The sequence below is a fragment of the Paenibacillus sp. FSL W7-1088 genome (assembly GCF_037969855.1).
In the GTDB taxonomy this organism is placed as follows: Bacteria; Bacillota; Bacilli; order Paenibacillales; family Paenibacillaceae; genus Paenibacillus.
Genome location: NZ_CP150216.1, coordinates 2,530,858 through 2,552,690 on the forward strand (window position 1 = coordinate 2,530,858; position 21,833 = coordinate 2,552,690).

28 protein-coding genes are annotated in these 21,833 nt (G+C 38.9%); 20 read left to right on the forward strand and 8 right to left on the reverse strand.

Translation table 11 applies throughout. The annotated features are described in order from the left end of the window. Positions 1-108 precede the first annotated feature (108 nt). Positions 109-546 (forward strand): hypothetical protein, encoded by a 438-nt coding sequence (locus MKY42_RS11565; protein WP_090895869.1) that lies wholly within the window; start codon positions 109-111, stop codon positions 544-546. Positions 547-811: 265 nt separating this feature from the next. After that, the gene (locus MKY42_RS11570) at positions 812-1,666 is read left to right on the forward strand and encodes an effector binding domain-containing protein (RefSeq protein ID WP_339851128.1); all 855 of its coding nucleotides are present in this window, start codon (positions 812-814) and stop codon (positions 1,664-1,666) included. Positions 1,667-1,903: 237 nt separating this feature from the next. On the opposite strand, the gene MKY42_RS11575 is transcribed toward MKY42_RS11570, so the two are convergent. Beyond that, positions 1,904-3,118, reverse strand: coding sequence for a site-specific integrase (locus tag MKY42_RS11575; RefSeq protein ID WP_339851131.1), 1,215 nt, complete (start codon positions 3,116-3,118; stop codon positions 1,904-1,906). A gap of 200 nt (positions 3,119-3,318) precedes the next feature. On the opposite strand from MKY42_RS11575, the gene MKY42_RS11580 reads away from it, so the two are divergent. Further along, positions 3,319-3,552: a hypothetical protein gene (locus tag MKY42_RS11580; protein ID WP_339851134.1), complete on the forward strand. Its 234-nt coding sequence runs from the start codon at positions 3,319-3,321 to the stop codon at positions 3,550-3,552. A gap of 31 nt (positions 3,553-3,583) precedes the next feature. On the opposite strand, the gene MKY42_RS11585 is transcribed toward MKY42_RS11580, so the two are convergent. The 4 genes from MKY42_RS11585 to MKY42_RS11600 form a co-directional block, all read right to left on the reverse strand. Further along, positions 3,584-3,913, reverse strand: a complete 330-nt coding sequence (locus tag MKY42_RS11585) for a hypothetical protein (protein ID WP_339851136.1) — start codon at positions 3,911-3,913, stop codon at positions 3,584-3,586. Between the two features lie 328 nt (positions 3,914-4,241). After that, on the reverse strand, positions 4,242-4,439 hold the full coding sequence (locus tag MKY42_RS11590) for a hypothetical protein (protein WP_339851139.1): 198 nt from the start codon (positions 4,437-4,439) through the stop codon (positions 4,242-4,244). A gap of 30 nt (positions 4,440-4,469) precedes the next feature. Then, entirely contained in the window at positions 4,470-4,811 is a 342-nt protein-coding gene (locus tag MKY42_RS11595; RefSeq protein WP_339851141.1) for a helix-turn-helix domain-containing protein, read from the reverse strand. A gap of 21 nt (positions 4,812-4,832) precedes the next feature. Further along, positions 4,833-5,573 carry a helix-turn-helix transcriptional regulator gene (locus MKY42_RS11600; RefSeq protein ID WP_339851143.1) on the reverse strand — a complete coding sequence of 247 codons (741 nt, stop codon included), beginning with the start codon at positions 5,571-5,573 and terminating at the stop codon, positions 4,833-4,835. A 178-nt stretch (positions 5,574-5,751) separates the two neighbouring features. Here MKY42_RS11600 and MKY42_RS11605 point away from each other — a divergent pair, with 178 nt between their 5' ends. The 12 genes from MKY42_RS11605 to MKY42_RS11660 all read left to right on the forward strand — a co-directional run bounded on the left by MKY42_RS11605 (position 5,752) and on the right by MKY42_RS11660 (position 14,404). Next, entirely contained in the window at positions 5,752-5,937 is a 186-nt protein-coding gene (locus MKY42_RS11605; protein WP_339851146.1) for a helix-turn-helix domain-containing protein, read from the forward strand. Positions 5,938-6,426: 489 nt separating this feature from the next. Next, positions 6,427-6,723 (forward strand): hypothetical protein, encoded by a 297-nt coding sequence (locus MKY42_RS11610; RefSeq protein ID WP_339851149.1) that lies wholly within the window; start codon positions 6,427-6,429, stop codon positions 6,721-6,723. Between the two features lie 136 nt (positions 6,724-6,859). Continuing rightward, positions 6,860-7,210, forward strand: a complete 351-nt coding sequence (locus tag MKY42_RS11615) for a helix-turn-helix domain-containing protein (protein ID WP_339851151.1) — start codon at positions 6,860-6,862, stop codon at positions 7,208-7,210. Between the two features lie 9 nt (positions 7,211-7,219). Further along, on the forward strand, positions 7,220-7,516 hold the full coding sequence (locus tag MKY42_RS11620) for a hypothetical protein (protein ID WP_339851154.1): 297 nt from the start codon (positions 7,220-7,222) through the stop codon (positions 7,514-7,516). Further along, entirely contained in the window at positions 7,494-8,135 is a 642-nt protein-coding gene (locus MKY42_RS11625; RefSeq protein WP_339851157.1) for a hypothetical protein, read from the forward strand. The genes MKY42_RS11620 and MKY42_RS11625 overlap by 23 nt, the downstream gene beginning before the upstream one ends. A gap of 235 nt (positions 8,136-8,370) precedes the next feature. Then, complete coding sequence (locus MKY42_RS11630; protein ID WP_339851160.1) at positions 8,371-8,709, forward strand: hypothetical protein; 339 nt, start codon at positions 8,371-8,373, stop codon at positions 8,707-8,709. A 15-nt stretch (positions 8,710-8,724) separates the two neighbouring features. Further along, entirely contained in the window at positions 8,725-9,438 is a 714-nt protein-coding gene (locus MKY42_RS11635; RefSeq protein ID WP_339851163.1) for a hypothetical protein, read from the forward strand. Positions 9,439-9,509: 71 nt separating this feature from the next. Continuing rightward, the gene (locus MKY42_RS11640; protein ID WP_339851166.1) at positions 9,510-9,791 is read left to right on the forward strand and encodes a hypothetical protein; all 282 of its coding nucleotides are present in this window, start codon (positions 9,510-9,512) and stop codon (positions 9,789-9,791) included. 179 nt (positions 9,792-9,970) lie between these two features. Further along, on the forward strand, positions 9,971-10,276 hold the full coding sequence (locus tag MKY42_RS11645; RefSeq protein WP_339851170.1) for a hypothetical protein: 306 nt from the start codon (positions 9,971-9,973) through the stop codon (positions 10,274-10,276). Positions 10,277-10,328: 52 nt separating this feature from the next. Continuing rightward, positions 10,329-11,075, forward strand: coding sequence for a hypothetical protein (locus tag MKY42_RS11650; RefSeq protein WP_339851173.1), 747 nt, complete (start codon positions 10,329-10,331; stop codon positions 11,073-11,075). A gap of 119 nt (positions 11,076-11,194) precedes the next feature. Then, a complete protein-coding gene (locus MKY42_RS11655) occupies positions 11,195-13,513 on the forward strand; it encodes a phage tail tape measure protein (protein ID WP_339851175.1) in 2,319 nt (772 codons plus the stop codon). Positions 13,514-13,888: 375 nt separating this feature from the next. Further along, on the forward strand, positions 13,889-14,404 hold the full coding sequence (locus MKY42_RS11660; RefSeq protein ID WP_339851177.1) for a hypothetical protein: 516 nt from the start codon (positions 13,889-13,891) through the stop codon (positions 14,402-14,404). Between the two features lie 55 nt (positions 14,405-14,459). Here the strand turns inward: MKY42_RS11660 and MKY42_RS11665 are convergent, their stop codons facing one another. Both MKY42_RS11665 and MKY42_RS11670 read right to left on the reverse strand, forming a co-directional pair. Continuing rightward, complete coding sequence (locus MKY42_RS11665; RefSeq protein WP_339851180.1) at positions 14,460-15,311, reverse strand: DUF3037 domain-containing protein; 852 nt, start codon at positions 15,309-15,311, stop codon at positions 14,460-14,462. Between the two features lie 3 nt (positions 15,312-15,314). Further along, positions 15,315-16,130: a HipA family kinase gene (locus MKY42_RS11670; RefSeq protein ID WP_339851182.1), complete on the reverse strand. Its 816-nt coding sequence runs from the start codon at positions 16,128-16,130 to the stop codon at positions 15,315-15,317. A gap of 462 nt (positions 16,131-16,592) precedes the next feature. On the opposite strand from MKY42_RS11670, the gene MKY42_RS11675 reads away from it, so the two are divergent. Both MKY42_RS11675 and MKY42_RS11680 read left to right on the forward strand, forming a co-directional pair. Then, positions 16,593-17,264, forward strand: coding sequence for an SOS response-associated peptidase (locus tag MKY42_RS11675; RefSeq protein ID WP_339851185.1), 672 nt, complete (start codon positions 16,593-16,595; stop codon positions 17,262-17,264). A gap of 143 nt (positions 17,265-17,407) precedes the next feature. Further along, a complete protein-coding gene (locus MKY42_RS11680) occupies positions 17,408-18,280 on the forward strand; it encodes a discoidin domain-containing protein (RefSeq protein ID WP_339851188.1) in 873 nt (290 codons plus the stop codon). Positions 18,281-18,767: 487 nt separating this feature from the next. Here the strand turns inward: MKY42_RS11680 and MKY42_RS11685 are convergent, their stop codons facing one another. After that, entirely contained in the window at positions 18,768-18,977 is a 210-nt protein-coding gene (locus MKY42_RS11685) for a hypothetical protein (RefSeq protein WP_339851191.1), read from the reverse strand. Between the two features lie 228 nt (positions 18,978-19,205). Here MKY42_RS11685 and MKY42_RS11690 point away from each other — a divergent pair, with 228 nt between their 5' ends. The 3 genes from MKY42_RS11690 (at position 19,206) to MKY42_RS11700 (ending at position 21,600) form a co-directional block, all read left to right on the forward strand. Continuing rightward, a complete protein-coding gene (locus tag MKY42_RS11690) occupies positions 19,206-19,517 on the forward strand; it encodes a hypothetical protein (RefSeq protein ID WP_339851194.1) in 312 nt (103 codons plus the stop codon). A gap of 514 nt (positions 19,518-20,031) precedes the next feature. Next, complete coding sequence (locus tag MKY42_RS11695; RefSeq protein ID WP_339851196.1) at positions 20,032-20,859, forward strand: hypothetical protein; 828 nt, start codon at positions 20,032-20,034, stop codon at positions 20,857-20,859. 492 nt (positions 20,860-21,351) lie between these two features. Continuing rightward, positions 21,352-21,600: a hypothetical protein gene (locus tag MKY42_RS11700; RefSeq protein ID WP_339851198.1), complete on the forward strand. Its 249-nt coding sequence runs from the start codon at positions 21,352-21,354 to the stop codon at positions 21,598-21,600. Positions 21,601-21,833 lie beyond the last annotated feature (233 nt).

Sequence of the window (21,833 nt, forward strand, 5' to 3'; positions counted from 1 at the left end):
CTGTCTTCCTTATCATACCATTAATGAATATGCGGATTTCGAATAGAAAGCACAGAGAGCGCATTAAACGGGAATCAGCTTCTTTGCAGTGAATAAGGAGGGCACGCTATGATTCTGGGCAAAACAACAGATACTTCAGGGCTGACCAAGGTTGCGGAGCTATCGGATGAATTACAGCCCGTTTTTGAAAGAGCTGCCGACAAGTATGCTCTGTGTGATATTGAATTGTACTTTGTATTCCGCTGCCTGCCTGACGATTATGGACGTAAATCCAGCGTCAGGCATGTGAAGGCGGAGAAGGTCATCTATTTTGATCAAACGGTGAGTGAAGACCAGTACAAGACCTGGAGCGTAAGCAAACAGCGACATGCCTTAAGCCATGCGTTTTATACTTTTTTGAGTGAAAAGATAAAGAAGTACAAGATAGCGCATTTGAATACTGAGGAATTTATTACAGATATGGGTGTTTGGCTCAAGGAGATTGGATGGTTACTGATAGAAGAGGAAGCTGAGCTGGCTGAGTTCAAGGAGAAGTATGGATCGTGAATATCTGTATTGTGGAAATCGGGCGAGAATGAAACGCACAGCTACCCATGAGGTATGTGACTGGGGAGTTCCTCTTCTCGTTCTTCCGATCTTCAAAATGGAACAATGCAACGAATACATATGAGAGTTAATCTCTTGGCTGTACGAATAGACAAATTGGAGCATTCCTAAACAAGAAGATATTCAGGGGTTCTTTTACACTGTAGGAGAAAGGAGATGAGAGTTTCTGGAGATGTTTAAACTGCTTGGCCAGTCCATTGATTACGTGGAACAACATCTGCACTTGCCGATTGAGATTGAGGACATTGCTAAGGCAGCTATGAGTTCGAAATACCATTTTCAGCGAATGTTTCATGCAGTAACTGGTGTTACCGTGACCCAATACGTGAGAAATAGGAGGCTTACGCTTGCGGCACAGGATTTAGTGGGAACGAATTGTAAAGTCATTGATGCTGCGCTGAAGTACGGTTATGACAGCCCGGCGGCTTTTACGAAAGCATTTCAAAGAATGCACGGGGTAACACCGCTTGAAGCCAAGAAAATGAATGTGAAACTTAAAGCTTTCCCTCGAATCTCCTTTCAAATTCAGGTTAGAGGGGAAACAGAGATGAATTATCGAATGGTTGAGGAAAAAGGCTCTACTGTATGTGGAAAAAGTGTTATCGTCCATAAGGATGCGTACAAAGAGATACCTGTATTTGTGGAGGAAATTTGGAAAGATGGTACTCATGATCAGATTAACAAGCTTTTAGGGAGACATGCTGGCGCATTGCTGTATGGTTATCATTTTGACTTTGATGAGGATGGTTCAAAACGTTATTTAATGGGAGCAGAAGTGCCAGATGGTATTCAGGTCCCTGATGGATTTACCGTTCTTCATGTACCTGGTCAAATCTATGCGGTCTTTGACAGTCGCGGGACGATGACTGAAGATGTCGAAATTGATTTAAGTATAATGAATATCTGGAAACGTATCTACACGGAGTGGTTTCCGTCAACGAGTTTTGAACAAGCGGAAGGACCATGTATCGAGAAATATGAATGGGTTGATGATCAGCAGCAAGATTTCATCACTGAAGTGTGGATTCCAGTTCGTAAAAAAGTAGATCATATTAAATGATTCAGGAAATGATCAGCAACCAACGTTCCAACAACAAAAATAGGCCCTCTTTCGAGGGCCTATCTTTCATGGGAGAGGAGTTAAATTGGCTCATGAGTTCATATATTAAATCGTGAAACACTTGGTAGATTAAGCTTTTCATAAAATATGGAGTAGAGTAGAAATGCTGTTTTTGGGTACTTTTTGCGAATTTGGCACCCAATTTGCACCCAATATCAATATGGGGGCAGATGAGTGTTATTGCGTCTTTCTGGTGGGTTTAAACATGTCCTCAAATACCTCAGCGGCAGCCTTGTCCACTGATTTGAATATGTGTCCATATATCTCCAGCATTTTAGTGTTGGTGTGCCCTACACGCTTGGCTATGACCTCTGAGTGAACCTTCTTGAATATCATCCAGGATACAGAAGTGTGCCTCAAATCATGTAATCTGATGGGCTTCATACCATGCCTACGGTAGAAATCTATCCAACGTTTGGTGAGGCGCTGAGGATCAGACGGGTGACCGTTTATTTGGCAGAACAGAAACTCCGTACCTTGAGGAGCCGTCCACTTGTCACCAAGCTTCAATTTCATCTTCTTCCATTCAGTTCTATAGAGCTTCAATTCTTCTATACTGGCAACTGAAAGAGCGATCTTACGATTGGATTGCTTGTTTTTTGGCCCCTTGATAACCGCTACGCCTTTTTTGAGCATTGGAATGGTTTGCTTAATATTAATGTATCCCTCATCCAGGTCTATGTTTTTCCACTCAAGACCTGCGATCTCTCCACGTCTCATACCTGTAGTTACTGCCAACACAATTAATATCCTAACTTCTAACGGTTCTTCTTCCAGAGCAATAAATAAATCTTGTATCTCTTTCTCGTCGTAATATTCCATTTCCTTGACGTCATCTTCTTTAGGCTTCTTAACGCCGCTCATGGGGTTTTCTTTCAAAACACGCCATTCTACTGCTTTAGCAAAGATACTACGCAGAACTCGATAATTATACACGATGGTAGCCGATCCAAGCGGTTTTCCATTCTTCTTCAAGCTGGCTTCAGGTGTACGAAGATAATCCAGATAATCAGTGACATGAAGTGTCTTAATTTTATCCATGTGCTTCTGACCGAAATAGGGGATAATACGGCGTTCAACATGGAATTTATAATTGCCCTGGGTCTTTTCTTCAAGATCGACCTCAACGAATTTCTTAATCCATATTTCAACAAAAGCTTTGAACGTCAATTTTTCTGGCCGGATGTATAGCCCGGCTTCGACTTCCATTTTGAATTTCACAAGTTCTTCATCAAGATGGTTCTGTAACCTGCGTGGAGCACGCAGCAAGTCCGGATCTTCAACCCGAATTGTCTTTCTTTCAAAATCACGTTCTCCTTGCCCGTCAGTGCCGAGCTCAACCGTGAGACGCCATGAGTTCTTGCCGCGTTTTTCAATGCTACCTTTTGCCATGGATATAAAACTCCTTATAGCCCGTTTTAGGCATTTATTTATGTGAGGGGTATAATCTATCTCACCAATATAGATAGAATGATTTTTGTATGCTTAAAGATACGAATCACCGCTAAAACTTTATTTGAGACTACGTGATCCTTATGGAAGGTAAATCTGCAATAGTGATTGAATTAGTTAAGGTAAAGGGAGGCTGAGGTATGAAAAATCATGAGCTTGGTGAGTTTATTAAAATTGGTGATAAAGAATACGAATATGACAAAGAGAAAAGAACCATCAGAAGATTCAATGAAAAGACGAAGATGTGGGTGAATGTCATATTTGCAAGCGAAGATTGTAAGGAAAGTGAAAAGGCCTTAGAACGGTTTATAGAAATGTTAACTGATGAACACATCCGTCAGTGTATGGAAAAAATAAAAGGTCTTCGGACATAGTGTGTGTGATTTGAGATACTACTAATAACGGTTAAAACCAGCGTGCGGCTGCCTTTTTCTTATTTTGATTAAATGCCTTTTTCACGATCTCATGTAACTCATCTTTAACTGGCTTCGATTCAATAACCGCTGTGATATCGTTTGTTATATATTTGCGTGCCCCAATTCTATGGCCTTCCGCATTGATCTGATCGGCAACAATCTTCACACTGCCCTCAATGGCATAGAGGTGTAATATCTTTTCTTCCAGTGTGGTTGGAGAGTATGTTTCAATAACTTTTATCGCATGCTCCTGCAGCTTAATTTCATTCTGCAATTCAGCGATATGTTCTTTTCTACGTTCAAGACTAATTTTGTTCATAAGATAGGACCTCCATTTTTTTAGAATCATACTGAGGGTGTCGGTTAAAGCTACACCCTTTATGCATAATATACATTGATATACATAAAACATGAATGCTAGTGGTGTACGATTATACCCCCAAGAAAGAAAAAAGAAATAAAAGAATAAAAGATATAAAGATATATATAAGAGAATCCCAATTGCATATCCAATCCATGTATAAACACTCGTATAAAAAGCGGGTGTATTTGTAGTTCACAGATAGAGTTGAAATGAGGCAACATCACAAAGGAGATAAACAGGAGTCAGATGTCGCTTATGTATTGAGCAGAGTGTACAGGTAATATTAAACATGCCCCTCACGATTCTTGTGATTGATATACTTTTCAAGAACCTCATCCAGGTTATGAGCTACAGCACCGTGCTTGTCCAATACCTTCTTGATTACACATTTAGCAATTTGCCTGAGGATACGATCTGATTGTTCAGGCGTACCTACACAGATGTACTCAATTGTGTATGACTTTTTCCTCGGCTTAATCATTATTTACATGTCTCCTGTTCATTTTGGAGTTTAATCGTTCTTGCCTTCTAACCACTCTAAGAACACGACCCGAGATACGTAAAGTGTTCTGCCAGCTCTTGCGACATGCAACTCACCTGAATTAAGAAATTCATAAGTTTTACTTTTTGAGATACTAAGGAAATTCTGTATGTCCTTAGGCGTGAGTACAGGAGGGAGCAATTCTTCAGTTCTTGTAATATCAATCTGCGTTGTATTTTGTCTAGCACTATTTGCACCGGGACTATCTTGAGACGCTATTCCAACTGTGACCTCAAATTTAATGTTCTTCAGTTCCTGTAATGCAGCAAGCAAATCAGCAGCGGGCAACTTGGTTGTATGATCTTTATTCATGGTTAGGCTCCTTTCGTATGATTAGTGATTAGGGAAGAGGAGTTCAAGCATATCGAGAATGCGTTGTCTATCCAATTGAGAAAGAGTTTTTTGATTATAAGTAATAGAAGGTTCACTCAAAAGAGTTGTCAGTTCAAGAAATGCTGAGTTCATACGGGTTCCAAGGTTATTCTTCTCAGCTAGTTCCGTTAAGACAGTTAGCAATTGTTCTTTTGTTGACTCATTCACATAATCCTTAAATTGTATAAGTAAATTTTTTGCATTGTAGAGACTATCAAATTCTTCATATAAATCTTCTTCGTAGTCTGTAGAAATACTGTCAGGTGCCTCTTGTTTGTTAATTAAATATTGTCTAAATTCCTTATTAAACCTTGCAAAATCAGGTCCTATCATAGAATCTTCTAAAACCAAGAATAGTTCATCTCTAATCTCAGGATTTATATATCCTGCCCCTCCAATAAATAAACTCAGAACTTGCATCAAAGGTGTTTCCATTTCGTTCTCATACATCTCGAAATCTTTTGTAAATTTATACATAGATTCATCGTAGTAACCAGCTTTGAGCATTAGGTCACTGTAGGACACCCCAAGTGGCTTTGACAATTTGTTTAATAAGTCAGGTGATGGGATACCCCGGTTTCCATTCTCTATATTGGACAGATAACCCTTTGATAGATTCGCAGACTTAGCAACCTTTTCAAGCGTTAATTTTTTTTTGTTTCTGGCCTCACGTAAATATTGACCAAATAATTTTGGTTCCATTTTTAACTTCCTCATTCCTTAATTTTTATGTGGTTTCAGTATAACAAAGTATCCATCCAGACAACAAGCAGAAACATACAACAATAATAGTTGCCAATATGGATACAACGTGATAAAGTATCCATGTAGGATAAAGTTTCCAAAAAGAAAACAACAATTAACCATGAGGAGGTTAACAATGGAACGTATGAGCATTAAGGAAGCTGCTCCATATATTGGAGCAAGCCCATACAAATTACGTGAAATGGTGAGAGAAAAGAAAATTCCTGCGTATCGAATAGGAAACAAAATCATGTTCCGCAAAGAAGCTCTTGATAAGTGGATCCTAAATCAAGAATCAGAAAGCAGTAGTTCAATTCAGTAAAAAAACTTCTCTTATCCCGCACCCTCATCATTCTCCGATCCAACTGAGTTAAGCACAACTTCTCGGCTCTTCTAGCTGCACGGTGCTTATTCAGAGTCATCTAAGAGTGATCTCTATATTCACTTGCGGGATATCCGAAAGGAGCATGTCATGTCAAGTAACCATTTAAGTCTGCAACAGACCAGAAAGAACCGTGAATACAGCATCGAGAAGGTCAAAAAATAACTCATATTCCCGCAGATTTTATTCAGGAATGTGAGAGCAATGGGATGAAGGCAGAGGCGTACCACGTATTCGTACTTATCGCTTTGTACGGTATCGATTTTGAACACATTAATCTGAATGCAGTTTATATATGCTTGTCTGAGATAATTGGATGCCTTCTAAGAGCATTTAGCATCCAACTGGATAAATTACACCTAACGATCCTAACAGGTCTTGCATGCAAGTTAACTTAATTGGTCTGAAAGAAGGAGAGGGGATGCAAACGTGTATCCAGTTGAAGAACAAGAGGTGACAGCGGTATACGATCCGATTGACGATGAGTGGACTGTGTACAGTTGCTGCAGGAAATATATTAACCGGCTCTTGAAAGTTGCTGGAGAACCATACTGGAAAGAAGAAGAGATCGGACGTTCAGGAAACATTCGTATTGTCGCTGGTCAATGGAGGCTCAAGGGGAATCAGGTTCGGTTTAGTTTAGCTCCTTCTCCAAGATCACTTTCAGAAGAAGAACGTCAATCACGTAGAGAGCGAATGATAGAAGCACGCAGACATAAAGCATAGTTCATTCAGAATTTCTCTCCGATTTGTAAAGTTAATAGTATTGGAGAGTGCGATAGTCTCAGTGAGTACATTTACATGGATATCCACAAAACGCAGTTAAAACGCAATTAAATACATTCAGGGAGGAATTTAAATCATGCGTAATCCAAGAGTAAGACGTAACACGCCAACTGTAATTGTTCAGCAAGCAGCTCCGACATATCACACTCCAGAAGTAGTAGAGCGGAAATTGGACATCGATCCGCAACAATTCTTGCAGCAGTTGGGACAAATGATTATTCAGCAGCAAGTTGTTCAGGAACAGCCGCAAACGATGACTGTTAAAGAGGCAGCCAAATACCTCAGAATCTCTGAATGGCTGTTGTATGACATGGTCCGGAAAGATCAGATCCCGTCATTCAAGGTCCGCTCTAAGATTTTCTTTCGTCAACATGATCTGGAAGGGTGGATCAGTCAGAATACTAGCTCATGCGGATTGAGAAGTTAGGTGGTGCAAATGAATACGGCACAGAGAATAGTATCTCATCGGTTATTGGAATTACTGAGCAACTTGGATACTAAACGTAAAGAACTGGAACGGGTGGGAATCCAGTTGGAACTAATGACTGATTTATATGAGCAGGTAGGAAATTCATTGTTTGAGGTAAACGGGATCGATCCTGCCAAAGCCAATGTGCTTTGGATGAGCTTGGAAGACTTTATCTCAGGGCAAATTCAGAGTTACGAACTATTTAGCCTCTTAAAAGGGAATGGGGCGGTGGTGACACTATGTGACAACATATCGAGTCAATAAACAGGGGAAAACTGCACCAGCATTTACCCGAGTACTCAATGAGTTATTACAAGACACCCGGTTAAGCTTTAAGGCCAGAGGGCTATTAGCTTATATGCTTTCTAAGCCGGATAACTTTAAGTTTCATATTGATGAACTGATCAAGCATGCAACAGACGGCAAAGACAGTATCCGGGCTGGAATGAAGGAGCTTGAGAAGTGGGGTTATCTAAACCGATATTCCATTAAGGAAAAAGGTAAAATTGTCTCCTGGGTGCTGGATGTATACGAAAAACCAGAATCGGGTTTTCCACAACTGGAAAATCCAACGCTAATAACTAATGTTAAAGAAATAACGAATGATAAAGATTTAAAAGATTACCTCTTCTTATCAGCAGAGGATCGCTATTCACAAATATATAATACCCTTTATCACAAAAAATTCGGCAAAGATCATCCGAAGGTCACAATGAAACAAATGGAACAGATTCGAGAGGGAATTGCAGATCTGCATGAGATAGGAGTTACAGAAGAGGATTACACAGAAGCAGTTGAAAAACACCTTGAGAATTTACCTCGGAAAAATGACGGGAAGATATTCCCCTTTCTCAAGGCTTACATGAGGCATTTTGTTCTTTGAAAAATTCACTTTATTAGACGAGAGCAAATGAAGCTTTCTGAAACGACCTAATTTCAAAGTATAGCATTCATGGGAGGTGCCTATTTTAATGTCACTTAGTGATCTTGTAAAGCTTTGGCGTGATAGAAATCCTCTTCAATGTGCAATCATCCTTCGTAATCTGCAGAACAAGAAACAAGCTAAGACAGACCGGTAGTAAGTAACGGTAGCTATACCTGAGAGGAGGTGATTAGTTTTGAGGCATAAAGAAATTTCTAACGTGTCTAGGATTTCAAAGAATGCAAAGAAGAAAATTGAAAGTATTCTCTTTGAAGTAAATCTTCTATTGATTGTCGAGCAGCCTAATGAGACATGTCAGAAGGTGTTATCAATCGTTGAGTGCATGCCTGATTTAGAAAAGCAAATAATTCAAGAAAGATATCTGGATGTTGAAGCCGCATATACAACAGACCAGACTGTCTATGAATCGATTGGTATAAGTTCGCCAACTTACAGTAAATGTCGACAAGCTGCGTTTGTGAAAATTGCATTGGGACTTGGACTTGTTAACATTTTTAAGAATGAACAGGATTAGAAGGGAGCAAACCTATTGAAACGTTCGGAATTGTTACAGCTAGTCGATTTCAAAATTAAAGAAATGTCAGATTATTTACAAGCTTATGGTGATCTGGTTAAGGCGAATTATAAGAAAATTCTTGTCTTTGAACAGAATATCCTCAGATTTTACGCGAAGGTCATTCTTAATCGGAATCCTGACCAGATAGAGAGTAACGAGGAGTTAGGATGGAGGTTTAATATCAGTATTGATACTAACGGCACAACCTGCACTCCATATGATTTTTTAGTTGCGCTTCGTTTCTTCATGAGAAAGATAAAAAGTGTACGTAAGGTTGGAGAAGAATGTCAGAAGAATATACAGAAAAAGATAACTCTTCTTGAGACTATGGCTATTGAGTTGGAGAAAATTCCCCGAGGCAGGAAAAGGGATAAGATGCTAAACAGATTAGATATCTGCATTCTTAGTAGTAAAGGTGCCCTTGCAATCAATATTCTTAATAATCTGGACTTACCCACTACTATACAACAACTTTTCAATAATGCATGGCAGTTAGAGAGGGAGGCTCTTATGCAACTTGTAACGCTAAAGGATGGCCTTAAAAACGATGATGTGCTGCTGAATTCAATTCCTAATCTTATTAACTTTCCTGAGTTATACAAGTTGATTGTGATTGACAGAATTGAATCTATTAATGACTGCTATTTGTTCGATGCTTTAAATATCATAGAGTCCAAACCGAGTTGAATTAACTCCAAGAGAAATAGAGAGATGAACATACAACTAACTGTGAAGCTCATAACGAAAGGATGGTCGTCATGGAAACAATTACTCAAAGTACAGGTTTAGGTGCAGAGGATAGATTAGGAAAACAATTAAGGGATGCACTCAATAAAAGGTATGGGGAAGCGACGATATCAACATTAAACAAAGCGTTTGATGCTTGTGTGAAAATTGGAGGAAGTGGGGAGCCTTTCGTTCCCCTGGAGGACGTTGAATCACTTTTGGAATTAGAGCAGGGATTCTTTATGATGGGGATAAAAAAAATCGCCCCCGCTACTGGTAATAGCGAGGACGATCATGAAACAAAATATGTATAATTACTCAACTAATGATCATTATATCAATTCTTCTTATAGATTTCAACTATAAATTTGAAAGTGGTGATAGGTTTGGTGAATAAGTGTTTTGATTCAGATAACCAGGCGAGGCCTCCACCTGTTTTTACAGAATCCTAAGTAAAAACCATTAACAATACAAAAAAAGGAGTTTTTTAATTATGAATATGTTTAAAGCAGAACAACGACGTATTTCCATGTTTGAGAGTATTAGAACAATTGAAAATTCTATTCTCATTGATAAAGCTATAAAAAATGGTGCAGATCCGGAGAAAGTAGCTTTTGAAATAATGAAAAATAGAGCCAAGAATAGTTTGACTATTGAACAGTGTGTTAATGAGAATCAACTTTCCCATGTACTAGCACAGCAAATAAATAGGTCTGCAAGAAACGCTACTTCTGATTCGAGTACAAGCCTTCTGGTAGATGAACTTACAGAGGCTTTGAATATAAATAAATCTATTTAGTATTTGATGATTATGTCGTTGCCTAAATAAAATAATAAAGGGGATAACAAATATGTTTAAGGAACTTGAAGAATTCAAGAGAGTAAGCAGTCAGATTGATGCTCGGATTACTGAACTAGCTAATGAAATTGTGAAAAAAGAGAGTGATCATCATCAAGCACTAGCCACTTATAAAAACATGATGGTCGATGATAGTAACGGCACAAAGACGTACAGCATTACCGAACTGAACGAGGTGAAAATGCGTGTAAATGAATTAGCTAGTGAAATTGAAGTTGCCAAGGAAAGATTGGAAATTGTGAAAAACGGTAAGCCTGGAAAGCTTGAAGCAATAATTAATGATGTCAAGGTGGGGTGGGAAAGGGAAGTGGCAGAATTAAGTGCTGATATTCAAAATGTGTTCAGCGCCGCCCGAGAACAACGTGCAAAACTAACCCTTGAAATCCAGAAGGCTAACCAAAAATATCTGAAAGCCAAGAGATTGCTTAGTTCTCTAAACGAAGCAGAAAGAGCTATCGGTGGATCTCAGGCTAATATCACTAAACGTTTAGGAGTTCCAGAACGCCCGTTTATCGAAGAGAATATCGGTTCGTTTCCTGCTGTTTGGAAAATCACAGATAAAGGAGTGTTACCAAGTGAAGATGAGCTTGAACGTGCGTATAAAACTGGAGAGATTCCTAGATGGATTGAGCATTATAAACAATTTGGAGAATTGTTAACAGATGACGAACTAGTAGGAATTGGAGAGGAATCATCTAAAACGAAAGGTTTTTTTAATAGGATTATGCCCAATCGCTAGTATTAGCGTTAATTATATTAGCAAATGAATGCTTAGTCTAAAAACTTCACTTCCGCTTAAAGAAAGTGAAGTTTTTTTATTTAATACTATCTGAAAATTAATGGGCAGAGGTGAGAAAGATGTTAAAAGATTATGAAATAGCGTTCAAGCTCCAAGCGCAGATGAATCCTCAATTTCGCAAAAGTTTCCGTGATGCCAATAGGCAACTAGAAGGCATGGAAAATGTATTGAAAATCTTACAACGGGCTAAGGGTCCAAAGAAGGCAGTTGATGAAGTCCAGAACTCCGTTCATGGTTTCGCAAAAGCCAGGGAAGCGGCTATGAGTTTCCGGGGAGCTTTGGATACCGTTGCTAAGTTTACAGGCGCACGAATGATTGTAGACGGTATCATCAATGGTTTCGTAGAGGCGATTAGCCTTGTGGGAGACTTTGATAAGTCGTTTCGCCAACTCCAAGCATCCACAAATATAACCAATAAGCAAATGTCAGAAATAAAGAAACAGGCATCCAGCTTATACAGAGACAACATCGGTGAAAACTGGGATGATCTGACCCGATCCATGGCGACTGTAAAGCAAGTTACAGGGTTGACTGGTGATGCGCTCAAAGTAGCAACTCGGGATGCAGTTGTTTACCGGGATGTGTTCGGTGAGGACGTCACCCAAAGTATCCGGGCAGCGGATCAAATGACCAAGCAGTTTGGTGTATCTCAACACGAAGCATTTAACCTCATGGCCCAAGGTTACAAGGGCGGATTGAATATGTCCGACGAGTTGTTAGACTCAGTTTCTGAGTATTCCGTATATTTCAACAAGCTCGGGTTTAATGCAAATGAGATGTTTGATATGTTCGGTGCCGGTGCGGAATCTGGTGTTTTCCAGCTCGATAAAGTTGGTGACGCGATAAAGGAACTGAACATCCGGGTTAAAGACCAATCGAAGTCAAGTGCAGAGGGTTATGCAGCATTAAACCTCAATGCAGAACAATTCGAACAAGCTCTTGCCCGTGGTGGAGACAATGCAAGATTAGCCACTCAGAAGATATTCCAAGCTCTCGCCAAAGTCGAGGACCCGGTTAAAAGAAACGCCGCTGGTGTGGCTCTTATGGGTACTCAGTTTGAGGATTTGGAATACGACGCCATTAAAGCAATGGGGGAGGCTCGCAGCCAGTTCGATAAGACCCGTGAAACCATGAAAAACGTCCAGAACATCAAGTACGGCAGTGTTACGGATGCTTTCCGCGCAATGGGTAGATCGATAGAGATGGATGTCTGGAATCCTATGATGACCAAGCTGCTTCCGATAGTTTCAAAGTTTGCTGGATGGTTCACTTCGGGTAAACTCACCAAGGCTGTGAGCAGCACGTTCAAAAATGTTGGTGGTCTAATTAGCGGGATGTTCTCCGGTGCTGGTGCTGGTGGAGGGTTTGACAGCCTGATTATTTCCGTCGAGAAATACAAGGATATGCTCATGGACACCTTTCGCGAGATATCGCCTCATGTTAAAAGTGTTTTTGGGTCTATTAAAAAGATCGTAATGGCCGATATCACGATATTTAAACTCGTTGCTACAACCGTTGCGAATATGGCAGCGAGGGTGATACGAGCGGTGACACCCATTGTTTCTTACCTGGCATCCAAACTTTGGCCCGTAATATCTAAAGTGTTCGGCTGGTTAGCTAACGATGTTGTTCCACAAATCGTTTTATCCATCCAGACCATGGCACCGGTTTTCACCTCAGTGTTCAACAAAGTAATCTCTGCTGGTTCGGCTATGTTCGAATCTCTCAAGCCAATCATTGACGGGATCGTTGCAGCGTTCAACTTTGCGTTTCCTTACATCAAGGAGATTGTGAGCGAAGTCATACGGATACTAACAGGTTTGTTCACTGGCCTGATGACGTCTTTGGGCGGAATCATAGACTTTGTGGCTGGAGTGTTCACGGGTGATTGGTCCACAGTGTGGAATGGCGTTGTCCAGACATTTGCCGGAATATGGGGAGGGCTCAAGGCTTTAGTCGCGGGTCCTATCAATGCGGTTATACGTTTGGTCAACCAGGCTATAGGCAAAATAAATGGGATATCCGTTGATCTCCCGTTCGACATGGGGCATATCGGCTTCGCTATCCCGACAATTCCGGAGATACCAGCGTATGCAAAGGGTGGATTTGCCGATAGCCCTTCCTTGGCTGGTGAAAAAGGTATGGAAGCAATTATCCCTATTGATGGTTCCAAACGCTCCAAGCGGCTGTATGAGCAGATAGGAAGCATGATCGGTGCTAACACTGGAGGCGGTGGGGATACAATCCATGTAAATGTAACTGTTGCTGGGGTTGCTACTCCTGAGGCTGCTAATTCAATCGGTGTTGATATCGGGGCGGCTGTTCGTCGCGAGCTTGCAAAAAGTGAACAACGTAAACAGAGGGTGAGTTTTGGATAATTAAAGAATATCGGAGGAACATTATAAATATGCAAGAGGGACCCTATGGTCCTTTTTCTTTTCTATAAATGAAGCCTTATATCCTTGGGGGTAAAAAAAATGAGGGATGCTAACGTAAAACAGTACCTTAATGATTACAATCTGTCATTTATAAAAAAGATCCTCATTATGATAAAGTTTCATGAGTTAAACATTCCTTGGTCAGCTGATCATTAAATGACTCATTTTCCGTGATGCATCAGGAGTTTAGAAAAAATTTTGAATGTGAATTGCAACTAAAGAAGCAGCAGCTAACTAATAGGCCCGTCTTCTCGCTTTTTCTATTGATCTTCTCCTTATTTGCGCTATCATTAGTAAAAAGGAGGAGGGGTTAATATGGATTTAAATAAGATAAAATTGTTAGCGGACTTAGAAGAAGAAAAAAAACAGCTGGAATTTGAGCTACAACAACATATGCTCCCTGTCCAGTTGTTGAATCAAAAAGAACTGAAGAGTCAGGCCTTACAAAGCTTCTCCCATTATTTTAAAAGCAGAGGTTTTGAAATAATCGAGGCAGATACGAGTGTTGCAATTGAATCAGTTGAGGCAGAATACAAAAGTGAGAAATTTGCGTTAATTTGTGGGAAAGAAAATGAAGTCACAATTAAACGTGGAAAAGATACTGTGACCAAAATATTAATCAGAGAAAAAAGAGGAGGAACGATATATTCCTCTCTGGAGAACGTGAAAAAAGAAGATTTAGAATTTGTACGTCTTAAGTCGTATGTAGATGAATTGAAAGTTAAGATTGAAAAAGCAAAAACTAACAATGTTGAATATCGATTTATTAAGGAAGGTGCCAGCAAAGAATTCAAAGATTTTAAAGAGCTTTTGGGCGCCGTATTTGAGTGATTCTATGACAACAGCTAAGTATAGCCAGCCCTTAAGTGAAGGCTGGCTATATTAATTAGATACTCTTTATTTCACCAACCATTTCGTCAGCAAACTTCGTAATTTGAACCTTATTATTTACTTCAATTGTGTTTGTTTCTTCTTTTAATATTTCTAAGGCAATTTTTATATTTTTAGTATGGGATTTAACATAGATTAAAGCTGTTAAATCCAGATCTGACTTAGGGAATTTATCAATTAAATCTGATTTGGATTTAATTCTATTGAAATTGTAGGCCCATTCTTTGGCAAGCTGAGGAGCTTGGTTACTCCCTTGAGTTGTATAATCGAAAGAGAATGTTTTTATAATCTTTAAATGATCATTCTTTGTTTCATAAGCATAATCTAGTTCTATTTGTTGTGGGCCAATGTCCACTTTATAGTTTTTTTCTAAGAATTTGTTGGAACCAGCTTTTGTCCGAATTACACGGTTCATAATTGATCTTACTTCTTGTTCAGTAAGCCTTGATCTTTTCTGAATTTCAAAATGTACGTATGTTTTGTAGAGGTTCATGAGATCTTCCTCAAAATCATTTGACTTGATCAAATTTATTCTAGAAAATTGAATTTGATTTATATATATAGATGTTGCTTTATCCAAATACTTAGGGTCAGATAGATCCTCTCTGGAAGGACCGCTAACCGTTGAATTATTTGAGAAATCTTCTTTAACACCACTTAAAATAATCTTCAAAAATGAAATTTTTATTTCATCGTCAAATGTAGATACTCTTGAAAAGTTACCGGTAATAAGACAGTCAATATACTTTTCTTCAGGTGAGTGTAGTACTACACCAATGTTTATGAATTCTTCCCTGGTGCTGTCCGGCACATACCTCATTACAGCGTATTTACAGATATTATCCATTGATTAACTTCCTCCTTTCCAAAAAGGTAGTGATGGCCGAAGTACTTCAAAAGCATCGCTTATTCTATGCAGACGGTCACATAAATATTTGTGCAAAGCAATTTTGTCATCTTCAGGAATAAGCCATTCATCAGGTATTTCCTTAATAATATGCCATAAAAAATCATTTGTCATTCGTGACATTTTCCCGGAAATTGAGTCAAATGGGTTATTTCCTCGAACATGGTGAATCAGCTTTCTGAAAATATACCCATTTTGAGTGAATGGTTTAAATTCAGAGCCAATCCTTAAGTTTAGTTGATGAGCATCCCAAAGAGGACCTATATCAAACACATGAGAATGGTCAATCACTACGATCTGCATCTTTGATATATCAAAAAGGAGGTTTCCTCCATTCTGATCTCTGTCAGTGTTGCATATTAGTTGGTCGAACAGAATCAATTCCGGGATTACTCGAACATTAACGGCTTCTTCGAGCATTCTAGAATTTGTAATCTGGATTGCTTTATTAATTTTCCTAGTGCCAAAATGGAGACCGGTTGTAATAGTCATGTCATTATCAATGTGAGTGCTTATTTCATCACCGTACAAATCAAGAAAATCCGAATCTACTCGGATTAAGCATGGGTTAGCAAGTGGAAGTTCCAAAAATTCAGCGATTTTGGCACAAACAAATTCGTTAGCCAAAATTCTTGAGGTTTCTGGATTTTCCTTAAACTTTGTGAAGTATGAGTAACCGTCATTTCCTTCAAGAATATAAGGCCTAGTAACACCATTTTTTACTGCTTGAATAGCACGAACTGCATCTATTGTTTGCACACAATAACACCTGCTTTAATTTATGTATGTGATAATTACTCTATTTTAACTTTTACATAGAATATTACAATATAAATTAAAAAAACATGAAAAAATTGTTGAGTGATGATCTTGACATAGATGCCTTTTGGATATCTTTCCAGTAGGAAAATCACTCGACGTATAGTGATTTCAAATTGTAAAATACCTGAATCTTGACTTGCATTCGTTCCGGATCCGTCTGGAAAGCCGAGAACTGATATTATAGTTAATGGCGCAAGCCTGAAAGAAACGAGGGCATTCCGTGGAGTACCCCAGCAACTCATGACAGGCCAGGATAAGAACAACGTTTACCTGGAGCCCCGTATACAATCCAGGGTCAAAATGCGTAATTGGACCAAATCATGCTTGCTACGTATCCCCGTGTTTGATCAATTTATTGTGTGATTATATATTGTAAGGACAATACAGGAGGTGCTTTGTATGTGTGGTAGATTTACAATCACTGACCCCTTAGACGCGATAATGGACAGGTACTATGCTTCCATTGCTGAAGGATTTGAGTACAAGCCTAATTACAACGCTGCACCTATGCAATACATCCCGACGATTATCGGGAGCAAAGACGGTAATCGATTGGGTTCACTCCGGTGGGGTCTGGTACCCGTTTGGGCCAAGGACGACAAAATCGGTAATAAGATGATTAATGCCCGGGCCGAGACATTAGCCGAAAAGCCAGCCTTTAAACGGTTGATTTGTTCCAAACGCTGTATTATTCCCACAAATGGGTTTTATGAGTGGCGCAAAGAAGGGACAGACAAACAGCCGATGCGCATTTTAATGAAGGATGACCGTTTGTTCTCTTTTGCTGGCTTATACGACACCTGGACAGATCCAGACGGCAACAAACTGAGTACGTGCACCATCATCACAACCGAACCAAATAGCCTTATGGAAGACATTCATAACCGTATGCCGGTTATCCTTCGACCTGAGGATGAGGCGGAATGGCTTGGTAGAGATAATGACGATGTTCAGTCTTTGCTTGGCCTTTTGAAGCCATATCAAGCGTCTGAGATGCGAGCATACGAGGTGCCGAAGGAAGTTGGGAATGTGCGTAATAACAATGAGGAATTGCTAAAAGAAATAGGTTAATGAGTCATTTGCTTTGTCGCCTTCTAATGTCGACAGAGCTTTTTTATTTCTCTAACACTTACTTGAATTTATAGACATAATTGTTTAGACATCCCTAGGAAAAATATGTATTCTTATTTCATTACATATAAAGGGGAATACATATGAAAAAATCATTTTTAACACTACTTATTCTTTTACTTTTAACTCCAGTCTTTTCAGGAAAAAGTTTTGCTGACACAACAGTGAATAACCTCATTCCAACTATGACATCTAATACTGCTCCTTCAGGAGTAGCAAGTTCAAGCAGTATATGGAGTGGTAGTCATCAACCTTTCAATGCATTCAATAAAAACAATAATGATTTAGGATGGGCATCAAAACAAGGTGAACCTGCGGGTTGGATAGCTTATGAATTTGAAGAATCTCAGAAAATTAACCATTATACATTAACTGCACGTGGACAATACATGAATAACACACAGGAATCACCAAAAGACTGGACGTTCGAAGGTTGGGACGGAGAAAAGTGGAATGTATTAGATACTCAGGTCGAGATAACAGGTTGGACTACCGGTTTAAAGAAGGAGTTTACTTTTTCAAATGAAAAAAGCTATAAGAAATACCGATTGAATATCTCAAAAAATAATGGCTATCCTTCCTTTGTAACTATTGGAGAAATTGAGATGATGTATTCTCCTTCGAAAAATCCTGAACCTGAAACCCCAAACCCTGATCCAGAAAAGCCAACCCAACCTGAAGAACCGTCTCAGCCAACACCTAATCCTGAACCTAAAGGTGATCGTGCTATTCTAGTTGTAACAATGACAACTGGCTTGGAGAAAGAATACGATCTTCCGATAATTGATGTAAATGCATTCCTCAACTGGTACGATGCACGTGATGCAGGAGTTGGTCCGGCCAAGTTCGCCATTAACAAATACAGCAACAACAAAGGTCCATTCAGCAAGCGTACAGACTATGTGATATTCGATAAGATTTTGACATTTGAAGTAAGTGAATATACGACCAATTAATGAGACGGCTCTGTGCTAATGCACGGAGTCTTTTTCTGCTAAGGAATATATGGAAATAACCACATAGGTCTGATAGACTAATTGAGTCAAATAGATCTAGATTTATTACATAGTTTTGGAGGAGTAAATGGATAACTTAAGTGATATTTTCGGGAATGTGATCGGTTTTATAATGATTTTTGTGTTGTTTTACTTATCTTATATGAGTTTTAGAACAATGGTCATTAATATCAAAGAAAAATTTAAACCAACTAGCAAATTAATGAGATGTGAATCGTGTAGACGAGAAATATCTACAACAGCTTATGTATGCCCACATTGTGGTCAACATTATGGTAGTTCAAGTGCTTTTAATTCTGTACTAGTTTGCTTCTTCAGTGGTTGTTTTCTTTTATTCGGTGGTCTATATTGTCTAAGCCTTTTTTTGGAGGAATCTGGTTACGATTTAATTAAAAAAATGTTTAACTAGGGAGCCTATATACGGCTCCTATTTTTGTGTCCTAAACTCAAATGTATTACGAAAGTATCTCTTCCCCATGATCTTAATGAATACCGTGCTAAAAGCCTCCACCGGGCCGCCATAGTCTATGATGTGCTGCCCATCCTCCTGTACATGCCAGACAGATACACGAACCTGGGATAATGCGGCAAGAAAGAAATCCATATCATCCTTGAGCAACCTATATGTATTGTTCATAATTATCACCCCTAGGTTAGTAGTGCGGTGTGTGTCTTTTTAATCCTGCATTAATGGAATGATATAGGGCTGTAAAACTCTCGTATAATTTCTTATGAAGGCATACTGTGATATGCTTCTCACGGTTAAGTAATAACACTTATACGTGTTGTAGGTATGTAAGAGTTATTAGAAAAGGAAAAACTTCCCTCTCTGTAGAACTTTTAAATAATCAAGGGAGGTGAAGATATGTCATTGCCAGTGTTTGAATCAGAGGATTATAAGGCTTACGTTATTCCTGCAGTAGAGGTTGGCGATAACTTTGGACTTAGAATTTTTGATAGTGAAGAAAAAGTTATTGTAGAAATGTTAATTAGCAAGACCGCCGTTGCAGTTAGCTCCAATGATGTCACTGAAGAGAATGTTTACAATTATCTATGGGAATGGGGAAAAGCGAGGGCTGATAAAAAAGGGAGCCCCGTGAAGTTAAAGATTTACCAAGACAATGTGAATGCTAATAAACTTGTTGGATCAGTTGAAGAGATAGAGTTATTGAATTGAGTCGCCAATAGGCGGCTTTTTTATTGAGCTAAAGTCTAGGACTGTTGTTATACAGAGTACTTAACCTATGCGTGCTCAGATCTAAGAAACCTATCGACAGATGGATTACAATCAGCGAGTATGTGTTCTAACATTCTGACGAACAATTACACCAAAGATATATATGAGAGGGAATAGAGAGGCGCTGAGACGTTCACGGGTCCCTCTGGAGGTAGAAGATAAGGTACGGGTGCGAATGACCCCGAAATACCTCCAGTTTTATTTTTTAGTTTTCACTTCCGCTTCTGACTCTCTCAGACAGTCTGAGAGGCTTATAGAGCGAGTTTCTACTAATAATGCACCAAATACCTATACCTGACATAAAAGCGTCTTAAAACGGAAGTGAGGTGCCGATAATGGCAAAAAGAAAATCAGAACCCGATGAGACTGTCAAAATTCCTGGTATTGTTTTTTGCATAAGGAAGGTCGTTTACCCTGAGGGATCGAAACTAATGTATTGAAGGAGGGAGATACCTTGCTAAGCATAGTAGATTACATAGCTAAAAGAAAAAAAGAAGATGGCCTTAATGAATTTGATTATCAGGCAAAGGCAGTGAACACGAGCATTTGTGTGAACTATGTGTTTGAGTATTTCAATAATTATCTGATTGAGAGTGCAACAGATGAAAAAACATATCTCCAGTCGGAGAAACTTGAAAAGTATCGGGGTCAGTTAGAGATGTTTGATTCTGAAACAGCAGAATGGCTTGTACAAATGTATGATGACCATGGAAAAATGTTGAATCACGCTATTAATAATTTTCTGAAAAAACAAGAGCTGTTTCTGATCTATAATTCTGATGCAGAATTCCGGAGTGTTTCCTACGAATGTTACACTTTTTTGAGTAAAAAGCATCCTTATTTAAGGGATCATACTGAGATGCTGTTCATTTATATCAAAGAGCATCATGGGATCAGAAGTCAGGAAAGAAATGGAGTTAAAATTCCATATATTAATGAAGAAATAAATAATTGGCTAGAAGAGACATGGAGAAAGCATCAAGTGAACTTGTGGAAGTTTACTTACGATTGGGTGATTAAATTTTATGAAGAAGAAAAGTTGTGGCCAGCAACACATCGAAAAAAAAGTAATGATTCTTGGAGAAATTATGAGTATGACTACAAGCAGAAGAGTAATCTTTTCAATTTAAATGAGTTGTATAGAAGATTGCCTAAGAAGTCCTTCATTCGAGGCAAAAAGCAGGAGTTGGAGATTTTGATGATGTACAACTGGCTTTTTGATGTTGTTGGAGATGAAGAGTTTTGGGATGAATACATTTCGAAAGTGATTGAGAATTTATAATGTCATTTATAGAAGGGTGATAACTATGAAAGTGAGTCCAGAATTAATAAAGCAACTAAACGAACTATTGCGGGTTTAAAGCCGTCCACCGAGAAAACATATCTACTCCAAGGCATTTTGTTCCTGGGGCCAGATTAAAAGAAGCTCGTAAATGAAATAGAGTAAAACTAAAGCGCCCAGACAGGGCGCTTTTTTAAGTCTATATGTATTATTTTATCATTCTTGCCGCCAAGGGACCCACGAAAAATCGTGGTTCTCTGGAGGTGTGTTAACACCCAGTCAGCAACAGAGATTATTTGTTTTTCTTACGACGCTTTAATGTGAAGAATGGGATGTTGAAAAATTTAATTTCAATTACATCAGAAAAATCATATTTTCTCAAGTTTGCCGACCTCCTCTCCTAGATGATGTGTGGAGGTTCGTAATTCACATTATAATTGAGAGTCAGGTGATACAAAAGTAGAATTTTAATGAAGAGGTGTGAACAAGACGATGACCGTTAGAAAATCACCAAAATTGATTAAATATTTTGAGCATGGAGAATTGATTCATAGTACCTATGAGGAATCAGAAACATGGACTTTCTATTCAAAAAACTTTACTTTTTGGAACGTTAACTGCACTTTAATGGAAGCAATAGACGATCTATCGGCAGAAGGCTGGGAGTTGATTTGCAAAGGTGAGCAAGGTTATATCTTAAGGAAACCAGCTGAAAAGGAAGAACCACAGCCACTTAGTTAGGGATCATCTTTCAGATGACATGATTTTAACTCATCCCATATGACCTTACTTGTAGTAACCCCGCCGACTTGTACTCACTTTACGAGTATATAAAAATTCCACATCTGTCAGATTGACAGATAGAGAAATTGATTGGCAGGAAACAGTTCATTAAAAACTAGCAGGAAGAGTAAGCGCCGGATATGTGATTTGAAATCACATGGTGGAGAATGGAGGAACCGACGAAAAAGATA

Coding starts and splice junctions, on each gene's coding strand:
- MKY42_RS11645 (WP_339851170.1), top strand. CDS start 9,971: ATGAATATGTTTAAAGCAGAACAACGACGTATTTCCATGTTTGAGAGT.
- MKY42_RS11595 (WP_339851141.1), bottom strand. CDS start 4,811: ATGAATAAAGATCATACAACCAAGTTGCCCGCTGCTGATTTGCTTGCT.
- MKY42_RS11655 (WP_339851175.1), top strand. CDS start 11,195: ATGTTAAAAGATTATGAAATAGCGTTCAAGCTCCAAGCGCAGATGAAT.
- MKY42_RS11605 (WP_339851146.1), top strand. CDS start 5,752: ATGGAACGTATGAGCATTAAGGAAGCTGCTCCATATATTGGAGCAAGC.
- MKY42_RS11585 (WP_339851136.1), bottom strand. CDS start 3,913: ATGAACAAAATTAGTCTTGAACGTAGAAAAGAACATATCGCTGAATTG.
- MKY42_RS11685 (WP_339851191.1), bottom strand. CDS start 18,977: ATGAACAATACATATAGGTTGCTCAAGGATGATATGGATTTCTTTCTT.
- MKY42_RS11665 (WP_339851180.1), bottom strand. CDS start 15,311: ATGGATAATATCTGTAAATACGCTGTAATGAGGTATGTGCCGGACAGC.
- MKY42_RS11580 (WP_339851134.1), top strand. CDS start 3,319: ATGAAAAATCATGAGCTTGGTGAGTTTATTAAAATTGGTGATAAAGAA.
- MKY42_RS11680 (WP_339851188.1), top strand. CDS start 17,408: ATGAAAAAATCATTTTTAACACTACTTATTCTTTTACTTTTAACTCCA.
- MKY42_RS11575 (WP_339851131.1), bottom strand. CDS start 3,118: ATGGCAAAAGGTAGCATTGAAAAACGCGGCAAGAACTCATGGCGTCTC.
- MKY42_RS11690 (WP_339851194.1), top strand. CDS start 19,206: ATGTCATTGCCAGTGTTTGAATCAGAGGATTATAAGGCTTACGTTATT.
- MKY42_RS11615 (WP_339851151.1), top strand. CDS start 6,860: ATGCGTAATCCAAGAGTAAGACGTAACACGCCAACTGTAATTGTTCAG.
- MKY42_RS11650 (WP_339851173.1), top strand. CDS start 10,329: ATGTTTAAGGAACTTGAAGAATTCAAGAGAGTAAGCAGTCAGATTGAT.
- MKY42_RS11565 (WP_090895869.1), top strand. CDS start 109: ATGATTCTGGGCAAAACAACAGATACTTCAGGGCTGACCAAGGTTGCG.
- MKY42_RS11660 (WP_339851177.1), top strand. CDS start 13,889: ATGGATTTAAATAAGATAAAATTGTTAGCGGACTTAGAAGAAGAAAAA.
- MKY42_RS11640 (WP_339851166.1), top strand. CDS start 9,510: ATGGAAACAATTACTCAAAGTACAGGTTTAGGTGCAGAGGATAGATTA.
- MKY42_RS11590 (WP_339851139.1), bottom strand. CDS start 4,439: ATGATTAAGCCGAGGAAAAAGTCATACACAATTGAGTACATCTGTGTA.
- MKY42_RS11620 (WP_339851154.1), top strand. CDS start 7,220: ATGAATACGGCACAGAGAATAGTATCTCATCGGTTATTGGAATTACTG.
- MKY42_RS11700 (WP_339851198.1), top strand. CDS start 21,352: ATGACCGTTAGAAAATCACCAAAATTGATTAAATATTTTGAGCATGGA.
- MKY42_RS11675 (WP_339851185.1), top strand. CDS start 16,593: ATGTGTGGTAGATTTACAATCACTGACCCCTTAGACGCGATAATGGAC.
- MKY42_RS11600 (WP_339851143.1), bottom strand. CDS start 5,573: ATGGAACCAAAATTATTTGGTCAATATTTACGTGAGGCCAGAAACAAA.